Annotated in this window: 16 protein-coding genes; 9 read left to right on the top strand and 7 right to left on the bottom strand. The window is 64.0% G+C overall.

Annotation, left to right across the window (positions count from 1 at the left end):
- Positions 1-4 precede the first annotated feature (4 nt).
- Complete coding sequence (gene ugpA, locus ACYG9R_RS14770) at positions 5-889, bottom strand: sn-glycerol-3-phosphate ABC transporter permease UgpA (protein WP_023685330.1); 885 nt, start codon at positions 887-889, stop codon at positions 5-7.
- A gap of 70 nt (positions 890-959) precedes the next feature.
- A complete protein-coding gene (ugpB, locus tag ACYG9R_RS14765) occupies positions 960-2,270 on the bottom strand; it encodes a sn-glycerol-3-phosphate ABC transporter substrate-binding protein UgpB (RefSeq protein ID WP_023685331.1) in 1,311 nt (436 codons plus the stop codon).
- A gap of 185 nt (positions 2,271-2,455) precedes the next feature.
- Here ugpB and ACYG9R_RS14760 point away from each other — a divergent pair, with 185 nt between their 5' ends.
- Entirely contained in the window at positions 2,456-2,602 is a 147-nt protein-coding gene (locus ACYG9R_RS14760) for a hypothetical protein (protein WP_023685332.1), read from the top strand.
- A 147-nt stretch (positions 2,603-2,749) separates the two neighbouring features.
- On the top strand, positions 2,750-5,197 hold the full coding sequence (locus tag ACYG9R_RS14755; protein ID WP_023824695.1) for a bifunctional diguanylate cyclase/phosphodiesterase: 2,448 nt from the start codon (positions 2,750-2,752) through the stop codon (positions 5,195-5,197).
- Here ACYG9R_RS14755 and tlpA read toward each other — a convergent pair.
- Positions 5,194-5,886, bottom strand: coding sequence for a thiol:disulfide interchange protein TlpA (gene tlpA, locus ACYG9R_RS14750; RefSeq protein ID WP_023824696.1), 693 nt, complete (start codon positions 5,884-5,886; stop codon positions 5,194-5,196). The genes ACYG9R_RS14755 and tlpA overlap by 4 nt on opposite strands.
- Before the next feature lie 34 nt (positions 5,887-5,920).
- Between tlpA and argH the strand changes: the two genes are divergently transcribed.
- The 3 genes from argH (at position 5,921) to lysA (ending at position 8,945) form a co-directional block, all read left to right on the top strand.
- The gene (argH, locus tag ACYG9R_RS14745) at positions 5,921-7,321 is read left to right on the top strand and encodes an argininosuccinate lyase (RefSeq protein ID WP_023824697.1); all 1,401 of its coding nucleotides are present in this window, start codon (positions 5,921-5,923) and stop codon (positions 7,319-7,321) included.
- Positions 7,322-7,389: 68 nt separating this feature from the next.
- Entirely contained in the window at positions 7,390-7,596 is a 207-nt protein-coding gene (locus ACYG9R_RS14740; RefSeq protein WP_023673325.1) for a hypothetical protein, read from the top strand.
- An 80-nt stretch (positions 7,597-7,676) separates the two neighbouring features.
- Positions 7,677-8,945, top strand: a complete 1,269-nt coding sequence (gene lysA, locus ACYG9R_RS14735) for a diaminopimelate decarboxylase (protein ID WP_023824698.1) — start codon at positions 7,677-7,679, stop codon at positions 8,943-8,945.
- Between the two features lie 20 nt (positions 8,946-8,965).
- Here the strand turns inward: lysA and ACYG9R_RS14730 are convergent, their stop codons facing one another.
- Complete coding sequence (locus ACYG9R_RS14730) at positions 8,966-9,268, bottom strand: ArsR/SmtB family transcription factor (RefSeq protein ID WP_023824699.1); 303 nt, start codon at positions 9,266-9,268, stop codon at positions 8,966-8,968.
- Positions 9,269-9,318: 50 nt separating this feature from the next.
- Here ACYG9R_RS14730 and ACYG9R_RS14725 point away from each other — a divergent pair, with 50 nt between their 5' ends.
- From ACYG9R_RS14725 to ACYG9R_RS14715, 3 genes are all read left to right on the top strand, one after another.
- Positions 9,319-10,260: a threonine/serine dehydratase gene (locus tag ACYG9R_RS14725; protein ID WP_023743994.1), complete on the top strand. Its 942-nt coding sequence runs from the start codon at positions 9,319-9,321 to the stop codon at positions 10,258-10,260.
- A gap of 136 nt (positions 10,261-10,396) precedes the next feature.
- Positions 10,397-12,985 carry a TIGR02302 family protein gene (locus ACYG9R_RS14720; RefSeq protein WP_023824700.1) on the top strand — a complete coding sequence of 863 codons (2,589 nt, stop codon included), beginning with the start codon at positions 10,397-10,399 and terminating at the stop codon, positions 12,983-12,985.
- A gap of 41 nt (positions 12,986-13,026) precedes the next feature.
- Complete coding sequence (locus tag ACYG9R_RS14715; RefSeq protein WP_023685340.1) at positions 13,027-13,398, top strand: glyoxalase superfamily protein; 372 nt, start codon at positions 13,027-13,029, stop codon at positions 13,396-13,398.
- Here the strand turns inward: ACYG9R_RS14715 and ACYG9R_RS14710 are convergent.
- The gene (locus ACYG9R_RS14710; RefSeq protein ID WP_023686706.1) at positions 13,395-14,258 is read right to left on the bottom strand and encodes a LysR family transcriptional regulator; all 864 of its coding nucleotides are present in this window, start codon (positions 14,256-14,258) and stop codon (positions 13,395-13,397) included. The two genes, ACYG9R_RS14715 and ACYG9R_RS14710, sit on opposite strands and share 4 nt — an antisense overlap.
- Positions 14,259-14,484: 226 nt before the next feature.
- Here ACYG9R_RS14710 and ACYG9R_RS14705 point away from each other — a divergent pair, with 226 nt between their 5' ends.
- On the top strand, positions 14,485-15,435 hold the full coding sequence (locus tag ACYG9R_RS14705) for a DMT family transporter (RefSeq protein ID WP_023824701.1): 951 nt from the start codon (positions 14,485-14,487) through the stop codon (positions 15,433-15,435).
- 6 nt (positions 15,436-15,441) lie between these two features.
- Here the strand turns inward: ACYG9R_RS14705 and ACYG9R_RS14700 are convergent, their stop codons facing one another.
- Positions 15,442-15,813: a response regulator gene (locus tag ACYG9R_RS14700; protein ID WP_023673316.1), complete on the bottom strand. Its 372-nt coding sequence runs from the start codon at positions 15,811-15,813 to the stop codon at positions 15,442-15,444.
- A 64-nt stretch (positions 15,814-15,877) separates the two neighbouring features.
- Positions 15,878-16,420 (bottom strand): hypoxanthine phosphoribosyltransferase, encoded by a 543-nt coding sequence (gene hpt, locus ACYG9R_RS14695; protein ID WP_023673315.1) that lies wholly within the window; start codon positions 16,418-16,420, stop codon positions 15,878-15,880.
- Positions 16,421-16,426 lie beyond the last annotated feature (6 nt).

The following is a 16,426-nucleotide window of genomic DNA, read 5'->3' as shown; positions in this document are numbered from 1 at the left end:
GCGCTCAACCGTAGTGGACTTTGCGTTCCACATAGCGGAACTGGATGGCCGTGAGTGAGATGACGATGACCATCAGGATGACCGACTGCGCGGCCGAATCGCCGAGGATCAAATTGACGAAACCGTCATTGTAGACCTTGTAGACCAGCGTCTCGGTGGCCTTGCCTGGCCCGCCGCCGGTGACGGCATGAACGATACCGAAAGTGTCGAACAGCGCATAGACAGTGTTGACGACCAGCAGGAAGAAGGTCGTCGGTGCGAGCAGCGGGAAGACGATGGTCCAGAAGCGCTTCGTCTCCCCGGCGCCGTCCATGGCCGCCGCCTCTATCAACGTCTTCGGCACCGCCTGCAGCCCGGCGACGAAGAACAGGAAATTGTAGCTGATCTGCTTCCAGGCAGCCGCAGATACCAGCAGGATCATGGCTTGGTTTCCGTTAAGCAAGGGATCCCAGGCGATGCCGAGACCTCTCAAGGCGTAGGCCAGCGAACCGATCGAGGGGTTGAACAGAAACAGCCACAACATGCCGGCAATCGCCGGCGCCACCGCATACGGCCAGATCAGCAGCGTGCGATAAAGGCCTTTGCCGCGCACCACCTTCTCGGCCATGACGGCAAGCAACAGGGCCACACCCATGGCGACCATCGCGGTCGCCAGAGAGAACACCAGCGTAACTTTGATCGAGTTGAGGTAGGCCGGGTCGGCCAGCACCTTGCGAAAATTGGCGAGCCCGACGAACTTGCTCTTCAGCCCGAACGGGTCTTCCCTAAGCATCGACTGGTAGAGCGCCTGCCCGGTCGGCCAGTAGAAAAAGATCAGCGTAATGGCGAGTTGCGGCGCCACCAGCAGGTAAGGCAGGGTCTTGTTGGGAAAGACGACGCGTGGAGACAGGGTGATTCCCTCGCTATTCAGGAAATCGTCCACGCGGGTCCGCGTGGACGAGGTTCAACTGACAATCGCTTCAGTTTCCGATCGCTTCCTGAATCGCCTTGTTGCCGCGTGCGACCGCGTTGTCGAGCGCCTGCTGCGCAGTCTGCTGGCCGGCCAGCATCTTCTCGAACTCCTCATTCTCGATGTCGCGCACCTGCGGCAGGTTGACGAGGCGCACGCCCTTCGAGTTCTCGGTCGGCGCCTTGCCCAGCATCTGCAGGATCGGCGTCTCACGGCCCGGGTTCTTGTCATAGAAGCCGGACTTCTTGGTCGCCTCATAGGCAGCGAGCGTCACCGGCAGATAACCCGACTTCTGATGCAGATACTCCTGCACTTCGGTCTTGGACAGGTAGGAGAAGAACGCCGCGACGCCCTTGTATTCCTCGTCCGATTTGTTGCCGAACACCCACAGGCTGGCGCCGCCCGGCGTGGTGTTCTGGGGCGCGCCCTTGGCGTCACTATCATAGGGAAGCTGGCCGATGCCGTAGTTCATGCCCGACTTGACGATGTCACCGAGACCCCCCGACGATTCGGTGAAGATGCCGCATTCTCCGGCAAGAAAGATCTGCTTGGCTTCGGATGTACGGCCGCCATATTTGAAGGTGCCGTCCTTGGCCAGGTCGGCGAGCGCCTGGAAATGATTGACGAAGATCGGCGCATTGATCTTGAGCTCGACGTCAGTTCCGGCAAGTCCGTTCTGGTTGGTGCCATAGGAAACGTCATTCCAGGCAGCGAAGGCCTCAAGGTGGATCCAGGTCAACCACGTCGAGGTATAGCCGCAGGAAGCGGCGCCGCTCGCCTTGATCTTCTTGGCGGCTTCCCACACCTCGTTCCAGGTCTTTGGCGGATTGTTCACATCAAGCCCGGCCTTCTGGAAGATATCCTTGTTGTAGTAGAGGATGGGCGACGAGGAATTATAGGGGAAGGACAGCATGGTCCCGTCCGGCTTCGAATAGTAGCCGACGATGCCGGGCAAATACTGGCTCTTGTCGAAGGTCACGCCGGCGCTGGTCAGCACATCGGCCACCGGCTTGATCGCACCTTCGGCGGCCATCATGACGCCGGTACCCACGTCGAACACCTGGATGATGTCGGGCGCTTGCCCCGCACGAAAGGCAGCGATGCCGGCATTCAGCGTTTCGGGATAGGTGCCCTTGAAAACGGGGAGAATTTCATAGTCGCTCTGGCTGGCATTGAAATCCTTGGCGATCTTGTCGACCACCTCGGCATTGGCGCCGGTCATTGCATGCCACCAACTGATCTGGGTGGCGGCGAAGGCGGAGGTGGTGGAAAGCAGGGTCAAGGTGGCGGCAACACCGGCCGCAAAGCCGAACAACTTCATGTTTCATCTCCCGTTTGTCATTGGCGAAAGGGGCGCTCCCGCGAACGCAATATGTGTCGCTGATGACAATCGGACAACGGATTTGTTGCTGTTTCGTGAATTTCATACCCGGCTAACTTCGCGCCCCCTCGCCTTGCAACGAGGACAGAGAGAAATGCCAAGCCGGCTCAGCGATAGAATGGGGCATGGTGGGCCTGCAAGGATCGCCGACCGCCCAGCGATGCGTGAAGGGCCCGCGTGACAGCGCCACGCACCTGCACCGTGCGGCCGCCAAACCGGCGCTCGGCCAGATCGAGATCGGCCGAGCGGCATCGCGCCAGGCGCTGCTGTAACCGTGCGTCTGGAATGAGACAGGATCGCCGCAACGTACAACCCGAAAAACCCGCTGTAGTTGTAGTTCGCATAACCGATTCTTCGTCAAGCGTGGCATACTAATCAAGTGGACGGCTTGATTGCTGTGGGAGAGCAGGTGGGGCGAGATGCTGACGGTCTATAATTGTATCGTGCATGAGCACGATCTGAGACTGGTCGCACTGGCAGCGCTCATTTGCGGTATTTCTTCCTTCTCGGCGGTCAACCTGCTTCGCCATGTCGACCGCTCGAGCGAGCGCAACCGCTATACCTGGCTGATGATAGCAGCCACTTCCACCGGCTTCGGTATCTGGGCGACGCACTTCATCGCAATGCTTGCCTTTTCTCCCGGAATCCCCAACGCCTACAATACGGAAATGTCGGCGCTTTCGCTCGCCGGTTCCGTCGCCCTGACCGCTGCGGGCATGTGGATCGCCACCTTGCGCCGGGGCATCGACTACCCTCTGGTCGGCGGCGCGGTCCTCGGCGCTGGTATCGCCGCCATGCACTATATCGGCATGGCCGCCTTCGAGGTCGAAGGGCGCATCGTCTGGAACCCGCTGCTGGTCGGCGTCTCGGTGCTGACAGGCGTCACCCTCGCCGCGCTGGCGCTGCTGGTCGTGTTGCGACGGCCGTCCATGCAGGCCACAATCGCCGCCGCCATCCTGTTGACGCTGGCGATCTGCAGCCTGCACTTCATCGCCATGGGCGCGGTGTCGATCTTCCCGGACTCCTCCATCGAGATATCGCAGTTCACGGTCGAACCGGTGTCGCAGGCCTTCGCCGCCGCTGCAGTCAGCATGGCTATCCTGGTGCTTTCAGCCGCAGCATTGTGGATCGACCTTCGCTTCCGGCGTCACAAGCTCGAGGCCGAGCGCATGCACGGCCTCGCCAACGCCGCCGTCGAGGGGCTGATCGTCTGCGACGGCGCCCGCATCGTCAGCGCCAATGACAGCATCGCGGCACTCACCGGCATTGCGCCGGAAGTGCTGAACGCGATGCTGCTTGGCGACCTCTTCGGCGAACGCACCGCGGCCGGCATGTCCGACTGCAGCGGACAGGCACAGGAAGCCGAACTCAGAGCCCATGACGGCGCCACCATCCCCGTCGAACTTATCGCTAGAAGCATCGACTATTGCGGCAAGCGGCACAGCGTGGTCGCCGTGCGCGACATCCGCGAACGCAGGAAGGCCGAGCAGGAGATCCTGCGCCTCGCCCATTTCGACCCGCTGACCGGGCTCCCCAACCGCCGCAGTTTCTCCGGCCGGCTCGAGGCCGAAATTGCCGCAATGGACCGCGGCGGCAAGGGTGGGCATCTTGCGCTGCTGCTGCTCGACCTCGACCGCTTCAAGGAAGTGAACGACCTGTTCGGGCATGGCGCCGGCGATGCCATGCTGCAGAAGGTGGCGCTGTGCGCCTCCGCCGTGCTCCGCCACGGACAGATGCTGGCGCGTCTCGGCGGCGACGAGTTCGCCATCATCGCTCCGAACCTTCCCGATCCGCAGGCGGCCGGCCGCATCGCCGAGGCGGTGCTGGCGGCAATGCGCGAGGAAAACCGGCTGTCGGTCGGTGGCGGGCTGGTGTCGGCCAGCATCGGCATTGCACTTTATCCGCTCGACGCCGATGAGCCGACACTCCTGGTCAGCCACGCCGACACCGCGCTCTACCGCGCCAAGGCCGAGGGCAAGGACACCTACCGTTACTTCGAGGCCTCGATGGGCGCCGAGGCGCGAGACCGGCGCGTGATGGAGCACGAACTGCGCCAGGCCATGGCGCGCGATGAGTTTCGCCTCGTCTACCAGCCACAAAAGGAGATCAGCTGCGGGCGGATGGTCGGGTTCGAAGCGCTGATCCGCTGGCGCCATCCACAGCGCGGCGACGTGTCGCCGGCGACCTTCATCCCGGTGGCCGAAGACAGCGGCGTCATCATCCAGATCGGCGAATGGGTGCTGGCGACGGCCTGCGCCGAGGCTGCGCGCTGGAAGAACCCTCTCACCGTCGCGGTCAATGTCTCGGCGGTGCAGCTCCACAATCCGAATTTCAGCCGCAAGGTGCATGAAGTCCTGCTCGGCTCCGGCCTGACGCCCGGCAGGCTCGAACTCGAGATCACCGAAACGGCGCTGGTCAAGGACATGCCGCGCGCGCTGGCGACCTTGCGCCAGGTGAAGGCGCTTGGCGTGCGTGTGGCGATGGACGATTTCGGCACCGGCTACTCCTCGCTGTCCAATCTCCGCGCCTTCCCCTTCGACAAGATCAAGATCGACGGCTCATTCATCAAATCAGTCGACAGCAACGGCCAGGTGGCAGCCATCGTGCGCGCCGTTCTGGGGCTTGGCCGCGGTCTCGGCCTGCCGGTTCTGGCCGAGGGCGTCGAGACGCTGGGCGAGCTGAAATTCCTCGACGCCGAGGCCTGCGAGATCGGCCAGGGCTACTATCTAGGCCGGCCGAGCCCGATCGAGGCGTTCAGCGAACTGACCGGCGTCGCGGCGCCGGCGGCACACGACGACGCCAGCGTCAAACAACGCGGCGGCAGCATCTTGATGCTGCCGCCGGCGGCGGCCCTGCGCTCATCCTAAGGGGCGAGTGCGGCCTCGACCAGGCGCTTGGCATCCGGTCCCGACCATTCGGCCGGTCCGTTCATATGCGCGATCAGGCAGCCTTCGCCGTCGATCAGCATGGTGACGGGGAGGCCTAGCGCCAAGCCACGCGTCTTGACGTCGTTGAACAGCGCCAGCGTCGAATCGCGGTAGTAGCCGAGCGACCCGATGCCGATATCGGCTAGGAACTTCTTCGGCTTCACATCGTCGCCGGCATCGACATTGACCGCGACCACTTCGAAGGCATCGCTGCCCTTTTCCTTCTGCAGCGTATCGAGCGCCGGCATTTCGGCGCGGCAGGGCGCGCACCACGTCGCCCACAGGTTGAGCAGCACGGTCTTGCCGACATGATCGGCGATCGTCATCGGCTTGCCGTCTGGGCCGTTGAAGGCGAGGCTTTTCAGCGATTGCGGCGGATCGGCGGGCAGCAATGCCGCCACCTGGCCGGTGGCCGCGGCGGCAACCTTTTTGGCGCGGTCGCTCTTGGCGGCGCAGGCGACATCGTCCTTGCTGTTGCCCGCGCCGGCCGCAGGTGCGCTGCCGGTGGCTGCGTTGTTGCCAGACCCGCTCTCGCTGACATATACCGCGACCGCGCCGGCCAGCACGCCCGCCAGCAAAGCGGCGAGGATCAGGCGCGGGGCCGGGAAGTATCTGTTACCGTCTGCCATTTTCTAAGACTGCTCCGGAACACGGGTTATAGCCATGAGCGACAAGAAGGCCAGCAACCAGATGTGGGGCGGACGTTTTGCCTCGGGTCCGGCCGCGATCATGGAAGCGATCAACGCGTCGATTTCGTTCGACCGCAAACTCTATGCCCAAGACATAAGAGGTTCGATCGCCCACAGCGAGATGTTGGCTGAAACGGGCATTATTTCGGCGGCCGATCAAGAAAAAATCGCTCACGGGCTGAACACGATCCTGAAAGAGATCGAGGCCGGCACGTTCGAGTTCTCGACCCGGCTGGAAGACATTCACATGAACATCGAGGCCCGCCTTGCCGATCTGATCGGCCCGGCCGCCGGCCGCCTGCACACGGCGCGGTCACGCAACGACCAGGTGGCGGTGGATCTCCGGCTCTGGGTCAAGGACGAGTGCTTTCGCGTCGCCGAGGCGCTGAAGGGGCTGATCTCAGCCTTGCTCGATCGCGCCGAGGAGCATGCGGCGACCGTGATGCCCGGCTTCACCCACATGCAGGCGGCGCAGCCGGTGACCTTCGGCCACCATTGCATGGCCTATGTCGAGATGTTTTCGCGCGACCTGTCGCGCGTCCGCGACGCCATCGAGCGGATGGATGAAAGCCCGCTCGGCGCGGCAGCGCTTGCCGGCACCAGTTTTCCGATCGATCGCCACAAGACCGCCAAGGCGCTCGGCTTCCGCGAGCCGATGCGCAATTCGTTGGACAGCGTCTCCGACCGCGATTTCGCGCTGGAGTTTTTGAGCCTGGTGGCGATCTCCGCCACGCATCTGTCGCGGCTCGCCGAAGAAATCATCATCTGGTCGACGCCGCAATTCGGCTTTGTCAGACTGTCGGACAGTTTCTCCACCGGCTCCTCAATCATGCCGCAGAAGAAGAACCCGGACGCCGCCGAACTGGTGCGCGGCAAGACCGGCCGCGTCACCGGCCATCTCGTCGGGCTGCTGACGGTGATGAAGGGCATGCCGCTGACCTATGGCAAGGACATGCAGGAAGACAAGGAATCGGTCTTCGACGCCGCCGAGACGCTCGATCTGATGCTGGCGGCGATGACCGGCATGGTGCGCGACATGACGGTCAATGCCGCCGCCATGAAAAAGGCCGCCGGCTCGGGCCACGCGACCGCGACCGACCTCGCCGACTGGCTGGTGCGCACGCTGGGCCTGCCCTTCCGTGAGGCACACCATGTCACCGGCGGCGCGGTGGCGTTGGCCGAAGAGAAGAAGGTGAGCCTTGAAAAGCTGTCGCTGGAGGATCTGCAGTCGATCAACCCCGGCATCACGGCAGACATCTTCTCGGTTCTGGCGGTGCAGAATTCGGTGAAGAGCCGCACCAGTTTCGGCGGCACCGCGCCGTCGGAGGTCAGGAAGCAGATCCGCAGCTGGAAAAAGCGCATCGCCAAGGCATGATGCTGGGGTGCAATGCGCCTAAAACTCGGTTAAAAGCGCAGCACATAAAGTTTCGGACGGATGGATCGATGACCGCGAGCAGGATTTTGGTGACGCTGACGCTGCTGACGGCGATGGCTGCCGTGACCGCTTGCGGCCGTAAGGCTGGTCTCGACACGCCCTATGAAGCGGCCGTCCAGGCCCGCAAGGACGCCGAGCGCGCCAAACAGCCGGTGCCGCCGGAGCCGGAAAAACCGGTCGTGGACAAGAAGTTCATCCTCGACCCGCTGATCTAGAGCCGATGAGACCGGCTTGGTCTTTCTGGCCAGGTCTCGTGCTAACCAGGTCTCGTGCTCCAACTTCCGGAAACACTCTCGTGAACCATTTCGACTACCGCGACGGCGTGCTCCATGCCGAGGACGTGGCGATACCAGACATCGCCGCAAGCGTCGGCACACCGTTCTATTGTTATTCGACGGCAACCTTGACCAGGCACTACCGGGTGTTCGCCGGGGCTTTTGCCGGTCTCGACACGCTGGTCTGTTACGCCTTGAAGGCGAATTCCAACCAGGCGGTGCTGCGGACGCTGGCAAAGCTCGGCGCCGGCGCCGATACCGTCTCGGAAGGCGAAATGCGCCGCGCGCTCGCCGCCGGCATCCCGGCCAGCAAGATCGTATTCTCGGGCGTCGGCAAGACCGCGCGCGAAATGGATTTTGCGCTCGAGGCCGGCATTCTCTGCTTCAATGTCGAATCCGAGCCGGAGCTGGAGTTGCTGTCGGCCCGCGCCACCGCGCTCGGCAAGGTGGCGCCGGTCTCGCTGCGCATCAACCCGGATGTCGACGCCAGGACGCACAGGAAGATCTCCACCGGCAAGGCCGAGAACAAGTTCGGCATTCCATGGCAAAGGGCGCGCCAGGTCTATGCCCGCGCGGCCGGTTTGCCGGGCACCAAGCCCATCGGCATCGATACCCATATCGGCAGCCAGATCACCGAGTTGCAGCCCTTTGACGATGCTTTCGCGCTTCTGGCGGAACTGGTCGGCGCGCTGCGCGCCGATGGCCACGCCGTCGAGCATGTCGATCTCGGCGGCGGCCTCGGCATCCCCTACCGCACCGACAACAGCCCGCCGCCTCAGCCCGATGCCTATGCCGATATCGTCAGGAAGCATCTGACAAAGCTTGGGGTGAAGGTGATGTTCGAGCCGGGCCGGCTGATCGTCGGCAATGCCGGCATCCTGGTCTCGGAAGTGATATTCGTGAAGGAAGGCGACGCCAAGAACTTCCTCGTCGTCGACGCCGCCATGAACGATCTGATCCGGCCGACGCTCTACGATGCCTTCCACGACATCAAGCCGGTGGTGCAGCCGCCGGCCGACACGCCGCGCATGGCGGTCGACGTCGTCGGCCCGGTCTGCGAGACCGGCGACTATCTCGGCCTCGACCGTGACCTGCCCCGGCTCAAGTCTGGCGACCTCATTGCCGTCACCACCGCCGGCGCCTATGGCGCGGTGCAATCCGGCACCTACAACACCCGCCTACTTGTGCCTGAGGTTCTGGTCGACGGCGACCGTTTCCACGTCGTGCGCCGGCGCCAGACCTATGACGAGCTGATCGGCCTGGATTCGGTGCCCGACTGGCTTGCATAGGAGCCGCAGCGCCGGCTGCGCTACAGCCGGTTCTGGATGAGCAACCTTGCGTCGGCGATCCTGTCCTCGTCGCGGCGGTAGAACGTCCATTGCTTGATGCGCTTGGGCCGCAGCAGGCCGGCCTGGGTAAGCACGCGCATATGTTCGGAGAGCGTCGCCTGCGTAATGCCGAGCTTCTCCGCGATCAGCAGCGCGCAAACGCCATCCTCGACCAGATCGCCGTCTGCCTGGGCCGGGAAATGCGCCTGCGGATCCTTCAGCCAGTCGAGGATCTGCAGCCTGCGTTCATTGGCGATCGCCTTGAAGACATCAACCTCTTGCATTTAGCCATTTTGCCAAGTTACTAATTGCTGTCAATCCCAAGGAGATGGTCATGACGAACGGCAACACCGTCACGCGCGAACGCATTGCCGCGATGGAACCGCGCATCCGCCGCTATATCAGGCACACGCCGGTGCTGCGCGTCGACATGGCCGATTTCGACCGGCCGCCGCTGGCGGTCGACCTCAAGCTCGAATGCCTGCAGCATTCCGGTTCGTTCAAAGCGCGCGGCGCCTTCACCAATCTGCTCGAACGGCCGGTGCCTGCGGCCGGCGTGGTTGCGGCTTCGGGCGGCAATCATGGCGCCGCGGTCGCCTATGCCGCCATGCGGCTTGGCCACAAGGCGACGATCTTCGTTCCCGAAGTCAGCCCACCGGCCAAGCTGCAGCGCATCCGCGGCTACGGCGCCGAACTGATGGTCGGCGGCGCCCGCTATGCCGAGGCGCTGGCCGCCAGCGAGGCTTTTGCCGAAAAGACCGGCGCGCTGCAGATCCATGCCTTCAACCAGGAGGAAACATTGGTCGGCCAGGGCACGCTCGGCCTCGAAATCGAAACCGATCTGCCAGACATCGACACGCTGCTGGTCGCTGTCGGCGGCGGCGGCCTGATCGGCGGCATCGCCGCCTGGTTTGCCGGCCGCATCAGGATCATCGCCATCGAGCCCGAAGGCGCGCCGACGCTGCATCGCGCCTTCGAGGCCGGCCACCCCGTCGATGCGCCGGCCGAAGGCGTCGCCGCCGATTCGCTGGCGCCCAAACGCGTCGGCGAGATGATGTTCCCGATCGCCGAGGCCTTCGTCGAACGCTCCATCCTGGTCACCGACGACGCCATCATTGCCGCGCAGAAGGCGCTGTGGGAGCGGGTGCGTATCATCGCCGAGCCGGGCGGCGCAGCGGCCTTCGCAGCGCTGCTGTCCGGCCGCTACACGCCGGCGCCGGGCGAGCGGATCGCCGTCCTTGTCTGCGGCTCGAATACCGATCCGGCGAAATTCTAAACCTTGCTTCGACTGAAGTGGGACGCAAACCCGTCAAAGCTTTTCAAGTTTTCCGGAACCGCCTCGCCTTTGCCGTGTTTGCTGGTAAACTTCTGCTTGTTGAGTCCGGGCTATCCCGCCCGGGCAGGAAGGGCCGATGACGGAACGCCCCATTTCCAGTGGCGATCGCAGCCTGGCCGGGCGGCTTGCCCTGAGCCGGCTGGCGACACGGGTCTCGATGACGGTCGAGCGCGGCTGGCCGCTGCTTCTGCCGCTGCTCATCATCGCCAGCCTGTTTCTCAGCCTCTCCTGGCTCGGCCTTTTCCCCCGGCTGCCTGACATTGCGCGCATTATCCTGGTCACTGCGTTCGGTATTGCCACGCTGGCGGCGCTCTATCCGCTGCGTTTCTTCAAGCTTCCATCCGCCGCTGAAATCGACCGCCGTATCGAGGCCGCCAACCAGCTGCAGCACAGCCCGGTGCTGGTGCAGACCGACCGTCCCAGCGGCAAGGAAAGCATCTTTTCCCAGGCGTTGTGGCGCGAACACCAAAAGCGCATGGCCGACAAGCTCGGCAGCCTTGGCGCCGACCTGCCGCGTACCCGCGTGCCGGAGCGCGATCCGTGGGCATTGCGTGCCGTGGCGGCGCTGCTGTTGGTCACCGCTTTTGCCTTTTCCTTCGGACCGTCCGGCGGCAGGCTGTCCGATGGTTTCAGTGCCCATGCGGCGCGCGACATCGTACCGCCGCGCATCGATGCCTGGGTGACCCCGCCGGCCTATACCGGCAAGCCGCCCATCTTCTTGACCGCGCCAGTCATCGATGGCAACGCCAAGCAGGCGGTTGCCACCTTCACCGTGCCGCAAGGCAGCGACGTCTCGCTGCGCGTGACCGGCGGCTCCGGCGAGGAAACCCTAAGCTTTGCCGACAAGGGCGGCAATGCTCGCGCCATCGACCCGTCGGGACCACAGGTGGCGGCCGTCAAGGCAGCGGCGGTCAACCCGGCGACCCCCAAGCTGCGCCAGTTCACCGGCAAGCTGACCGCCGACGGCACGCTGACGCTGAAGTCGGGTGAAGCCGATCTCGGTCTTTGGGCCTTCGCGGTGATCCCCGACAAGCCGCCGACGATCCGCTTCGTCGGCGAGCCCAAGAGCGCCGTCAACGGCGCCTTCGAGCTCAACTACCAGATTGACGACGACTATGGCGCGGCCACCGCCAAGGCGGTTTTCGCGCTGGCCGATCCGGCGGCGCCCGATGCGCATCCGCTCTACGGTCCGCCTGACCTGCCGCTGGCGCTGCCGCGCCGCGGCGGCAAGGCGAACGCCGCCAAGACCACCAAGGACCTCACCGAGCACGTCTGGGCCGGCGCCAGCATCAAGCTGTCGCTTGTCGCCACCGACGATGCCGGACACACCGCAACCAGCGAAACCAAGACTATTGTGATGCCGGAGCGGCCCTTCGCCAACCCGCTGGCGCGGGCGGTGGTCGAGCAGCGCCGCCTGCTGGCGCTCGACGCCAATGCCAAGCCGCGCGTGCTCGACCTGATGGACGCCATCACCCTGCGGCCCGAGGACACGTTCGACAACATGTCGCATTACCTCGCCATCATGAGCGCCCGCAGCCGGCTGAAGATGTCGGACAGCGACGATCAGTTGCGCAACGAGGTTGCCTATCTCTGGGAAATCGCGCTCGGCATTGAGGAAGGCAATCTCTCGTCCGCCGAAAAGCGGCTCCGCCAGGCCCAGCAGGCGCTGCAGGACGCCATCAAGCGCGGCGCCAGCGACGAAGAGATCGAAAAGGCGATGAAGGAACTGCGCGAGGCGATGAACGAATTCCTGCAGGAATTCGCCGAGCGCGCCAAGCAGAACCCGAACGCGCCGCAGATGCAGCAGAATGGTCGCGAGCTGCGTCAGAGTGATATCGACCGCATGATGGACCAGATCGAGAACCTGGCGAAGTCGGGCGACCGCGACAAGGCGCAGGAGCTGCTGTCGCAGCTGGAAAACATGATGAACAACCTGCAGGCCGGCCGTCAGCAGCAGGGCGGCGAGCAGGACAGCGAGATGCGCCAGCAGATGGACAAGCTGGGCGAGATCATGCGCCGCCAGCAGGAGATGATGAACGACACCTACCGCATGGACCAGATGCAGCGCGGAGATAATCAGCAGCCCGGCGAAGGCAATGGCGACGACCCGGACCAGCCGGGCGTCGGCAAGGATCGCGATCCTCTCGCCCGGCCGAAGTCGATGACACCGCAGGAATTCGCCGATGCGATGAAGCAGCTGCAGGAAGGCCAGGGCCAGTTGCAGAGCGAACTCGACAAGCTGAAGAAGGGCCTGGAAGGCATGGGCATGCAGCCCAATGAGGGGTTTGGCGACGCTGGCAAATCCATGGGCAATGCCGAAAAGTCGCTTGGCGAAGGGGAAGGCGACCAGGCGGTCGGCCACCAGGGTCGCGCGCTGGAAGCGCTGCGCAAGGGCGCCAAGGAGATGATGAAGCAGCTGCAGGCGATGCAAGGCGACCAGGGCGGCAGCCAGGAAGGCGGCCGCCAACAGGACGCCGGCCGCGATCCGCTGGGCCGGCCGCGCGCCAGCCGCGGACCCGATTTCGGCGATTCGGTGAAGGTGCCCGACGAGATCGACGTGCAGCGCGCCCGCCAGATTCTCGAGGCGATTCGCAAGCGGCTCGGCAACGCGCTCAGCCCCGACATCGAGCGCAGCTACCTCGAGCGGCTGCTGGAGCTGAAGTAGCCTCCAAGGCAACATCCGTCGAACTGAATGGTATCAGCGCCATGCCGAAACTCGGTGCCGTCACGCCCATCCTGCGCATCTTCGACATCGCCAAGGCACGCGAATTCTATGTCGACTTTCTCGGCTTCAAGGTCGAGTTCGAGCACCGCTTCGACGACAATGCGCCGCTCTACATGGGTGTAATCCGCGACGGCTGTGTCCTGCATCTGAGCGAACATCATGGCGACGGCGCGCCGGGTATAGCCATGCGCATCAAGGTCGAGGACATCGCGGCATTGCACCGCGAACTGATCGGCAAGAGATACCGCTACGCCCGGCCGGGCCTCGAAACCACGTCGTGGCAGACCCGTGAAGTGTCGGTCGGCGACCCCTTCGGCAATCGGCTGCATTTCTACGAGGATGCAACAGACTAAGCCGGCCTGTTGACGAACGCCTCGCGTATTGCTTCCTGCATGCCGTCGATCGCCTCGCCTGAGGCATTGGGGTTGCGATGCATCACCACATTCGAGGAATCGATGTGGCCGAACCCGTCCGCGGCGGTGAGCTCGCGGCAGCCATCGGGAATGTTGCTGTGCGAGATCGGCGCGATCGCCAGGCCGGAGGTGACGGCGAGCTTCAGGCCGCCGGTGGTGTCGCTGGTATAGGCGACACGGTAGGCCAGCCCACGCTGCTCCAGCGATTTGATGGCGAAGTCCTTGCACCAGCCGGCCCGGTTGTAGAGCGCGATCGGCACCGGCCGCTCCTCATGCATGTGATGCAGGCTCGATGTCACCCACACGGTCGGATCGTGCATCAGCACCTCGCCGCCGGAAGGATCCTGCCATTCGAACACCACGGCGAGGTCGAGTTCACCGGCCGCCAACGCTGCCAGCTGGGCGCCCGAATGTGCATAGCGCACGGTGACCTCGACCTTGGTGTGACGCTTCGAGAAGGCGCCGAGCGCGCGCGACAGGATGGCGTGACCATATTCCTCGGGAATGCCGATGCGCACAGGCCCGCCAAGCGGTGCCGCCGCCATCGATGCCGCCGTCTCGTCGAGCAGAGAGACGATGCGGCGGGCATTGACGATCAGCTCGCCGCCACGGCGCGTCAGCGCCACGCCGCGCGAGCCGCGTTCGAACAGGCTGTCGCCGACCAGCTCCTCGAGCTTCTTCATCTGCATCGACACCGCCGACTGGGTGCGCCCGGCCTGCTCCGCCGCCCGGGTGAAATTGCCCGCTTCGGCAATGGCGACGAAGGTGCGCAGGAGATCGCTGTCGAGGGGTGGCCGCATTGAATCCGTCATAAGCAAATTTGATCGCTGGTATCATTCCAATTCGTTTGCAACATGTCAAACGCCGCAGCATAGTCCGCTCGCCCATTGGATATGCCGCCGCGAAACCGGCTGCGGACCAATCAAAGAGTCCTCACTCATACCCGCTGCCCGAAACGGTGGCGGGTTCTTTTTACCCCATGGCCGGGCGGCTGCGGGCAGTCAAGGCAAGGGCCGGCAGAACAACATGCGCAACCGGATCGTTCTCGGCATCATCAGCCTGTGCCTTGGCGTGCTGGTGTTCTCGCTCCAGGACCCGCTGGTCAAGGCGGTGTCGGCCGGCTATCCCGTGACCGAGGTGATGTGGATCCGCTCGATCATCGCTTTGCCGATCCTGATCTTTCTCGTTCGCGCCGACGTCGGCCTGCGGGCCATCGCCTCGAAGCGGTTCGGCCTGCTGACGATACGCGCCTTCATCCAGTTCTCCTCCTATACGGTCTACTATCTGGCCATCGCTGCCTTGCCGCTCGCCGACGCGGTGGCGCTCTATTTCATGGCGCCGCTGTTCATCATGGCGATGGCCGGGCCCTATCTCGGCGAGCGCGTCTCCTGGCAGGCTCTCGCCACCGTGCTGATCGGCATGCTGGGTGTGGTCGTGATGCTGCGCCCGGGCGCCGGCCTGTTCGACTGGGCGGCGCTGCTTTCGTTGGGCTCGGCTTTGCTCTACGGCTTTTCACAGCTGATGGCGCGCAAGATCGGCGACACCGAATCCTCCACCGTCATGGCCTTCTACCAGAACGGCGCCTACCTGGTCGGCGCCGCTGCGGTTGCCGGCACATTTTGGCTTGCCGGCATAACCCATGCTGTCCACCCCAGCCTCGAATTCCTGGTGCGGCCGTGGGTCTGGCCGACGACACCGGATTTCCTCAAGATGGCGGCCTGCGGCTTCGTCGCTTCGGCCGGCATGATCCTGCTGTCGCAGGCCTACAGGCTGGCGCCCGCCAACCGCGTCGCCACCTTCGAATACACCGGCATCATCTGGTCGCCGCTGTGGGGCTTCCTGTTCTTCGACGAGGTGCCGCGCTCGACTACTGCCATCGGTGGGGCGCTGATCATCGGCGCCGGTCTGCTGGCGCTCAACACCGAACGGCGCCGGAGCGCTGCGCCTGTCCTCGCCGCGTCTCAGGATGTCGCCTGAAGCGTGTCAGGCGAAGCAGGCGAGCGCCTGGTCGACCCGCGAGCGGATTTCGGCCAGCGTGAAAGGCTTTTGCACGACGTCGATAATGATGCCGTTCAATTCCTCGGCGCGCTCGCGCTGGTCGGCATAGCCGGTCATCAGCAGGATCTTCATGTCAGGGAAAAGCCTGGCTGCGGCGATCGCCATCTCGATGCCATCCATTTCCGGCATGCGGATATCGGAGACGACGAGGTCGTAACCGCCGCCTGCAGCACTGACCATCGCCAGCCCCTGCGCGCCGTCGGCGGCGATATCGATCGAGTGCCCGGCGCGTTCGAGCGCGCGGGCGGCGAGGGTGCGGACGGACTCATCGTCCTCGACGATCAGAAGCTTTGCCATGGGCCGGAATTTGGCGGGCAAAAGTTGACTTTTTCTGAAAATTTGAAGCGTCGGGGGCCTTTTCTCAGGCATCGCCTTTGACGACACCGACAAACGGCAGTTCGCGAAAAGCGTGGGCGACGTCCATGCCGTAGCCGACAACGAAGTAATCGGGACAGTCGAACCCGACATAGTCGGCGTTCAGCTCCGTCTGGCGGCGCATGCGCTTGTCCAACAGCACCGCGATGGCGCAGCTTTTGGCGCCGCGCGACAGCATCAGGTTGCGGGTGAAGGACAGCGTCTTGCCCGATTCCAGGATATCGTCGATCAGCAGCACGTCGCGGCCGGCGACCTCATTGTCGATGTCGCGTAGCACCCTCACCTCGCCGCTGGTGGTGCCGGCGCCATAGCTGGAAATGAAGATGAACTCGACCTCGGGCGACAGCCCGACATCGTGCATGGCGCGGATCAAATCGGCGGCGAAGATGAACGAGCCCTTCAGCACCGAAATCACCAGCAGGTCGTGATAGTCGTGCTCGGCGATCTCCTTGGCGAGTTCGAGATTGCGCCGCGCGATCGCGGACGCCGAAAAGAGGACCTCGATGTCCTTGCCGCGCACAACTGGCATCAACAA

Source organism: Mesorhizobium sp. RSR565B (assembly GCF_054719465.1).
The sequence above is the reverse complement of the archived record's forward strand: the minus strand, read 5'-3'. Positions and strand labels throughout refer to the sequence as shown.

Coding starts and splice junctions, on each gene's coding strand:
- hpt (WP_023673315.1), bottom strand. CDS start 16,420: ATGCCAGTTGTGCGCGGCAAGGACATCGAGGTCCTCTTTTCGGCGTCC.
- ACYG9R_RS14720 (WP_023824700.1), top strand. CDS start 10,397: ATGACGGAACGCCCCATTTCCAGTGGCGATCGCAGCCTGGCCGGGCGG.
- ACYG9R_RS14755 (WP_023824695.1), top strand. CDS start 2,750: ATGCTGACGGTCTATAATTGTATCGTGCATGAGCACGATCTGAGACTG.
- ACYG9R_RS14760 (WP_023685332.1), top strand. CDS start 2,456: ATGGTGGGCCTGCAAGGATCGCCGACCGCCCAGCGATGCGTGAAGGGC.
- ACYG9R_RS14710 (WP_023686706.1), bottom strand. CDS start 14,258: ATGCGGCCACCCCTCGACAGCGATCTCCTGCGCACCTTCGTCGCCATT.
- ACYG9R_RS14730 (WP_023824699.1), bottom strand. CDS start 9,268: ATGCAAGAGGTTGATGTCTTCAAGGCGATCGCCAATGAACGCAGGCTG.
- ugpB (WP_023685331.1), bottom strand. CDS start 2,270: ATGAAGTTGTTCGGCTTTGCGGCCGGTGTTGCCGCCACCTTGACCCTG.
- ACYG9R_RS14725 (WP_023743994.1), top strand. CDS start 9,319: ATGACGAACGGCAACACCGTCACGCGCGAACGCATTGCCGCGATGGAA.
- argH (WP_023824697.1), top strand. CDS start 5,921: ATGAGCGACAAGAAGGCCAGCAACCAGATGTGGGGCGGACGTTTTGCC.
- tlpA (WP_023824696.1), bottom strand. CDS start 5,886: ATGGCAGACGGTAACAGATACTTCCCGGCCCCGCGCCTGATCCTCGCC.
- ACYG9R_RS14705 (WP_023824701.1), top strand. CDS start 14,485: ATGCGCAACCGGATCGTTCTCGGCATCATCAGCCTGTGCCTTGGCGTG.
- ACYG9R_RS14715 (WP_023685340.1), top strand. CDS start 13,027: ATGCCGAAACTCGGTGCCGTCACGCCCATCCTGCGCATCTTCGACATC.
- ACYG9R_RS14740 (WP_023673325.1), top strand. CDS start 7,390: ATGACCGCGAGCAGGATTTTGGTGACGCTGACGCTGCTGACGGCGATG.
- ACYG9R_RS14700 (WP_023673316.1), bottom strand. CDS start 15,813: ATGGCAAAGCTTCTGATCGTCGAGGACGATGAGTCCGTCCGCACCCTC.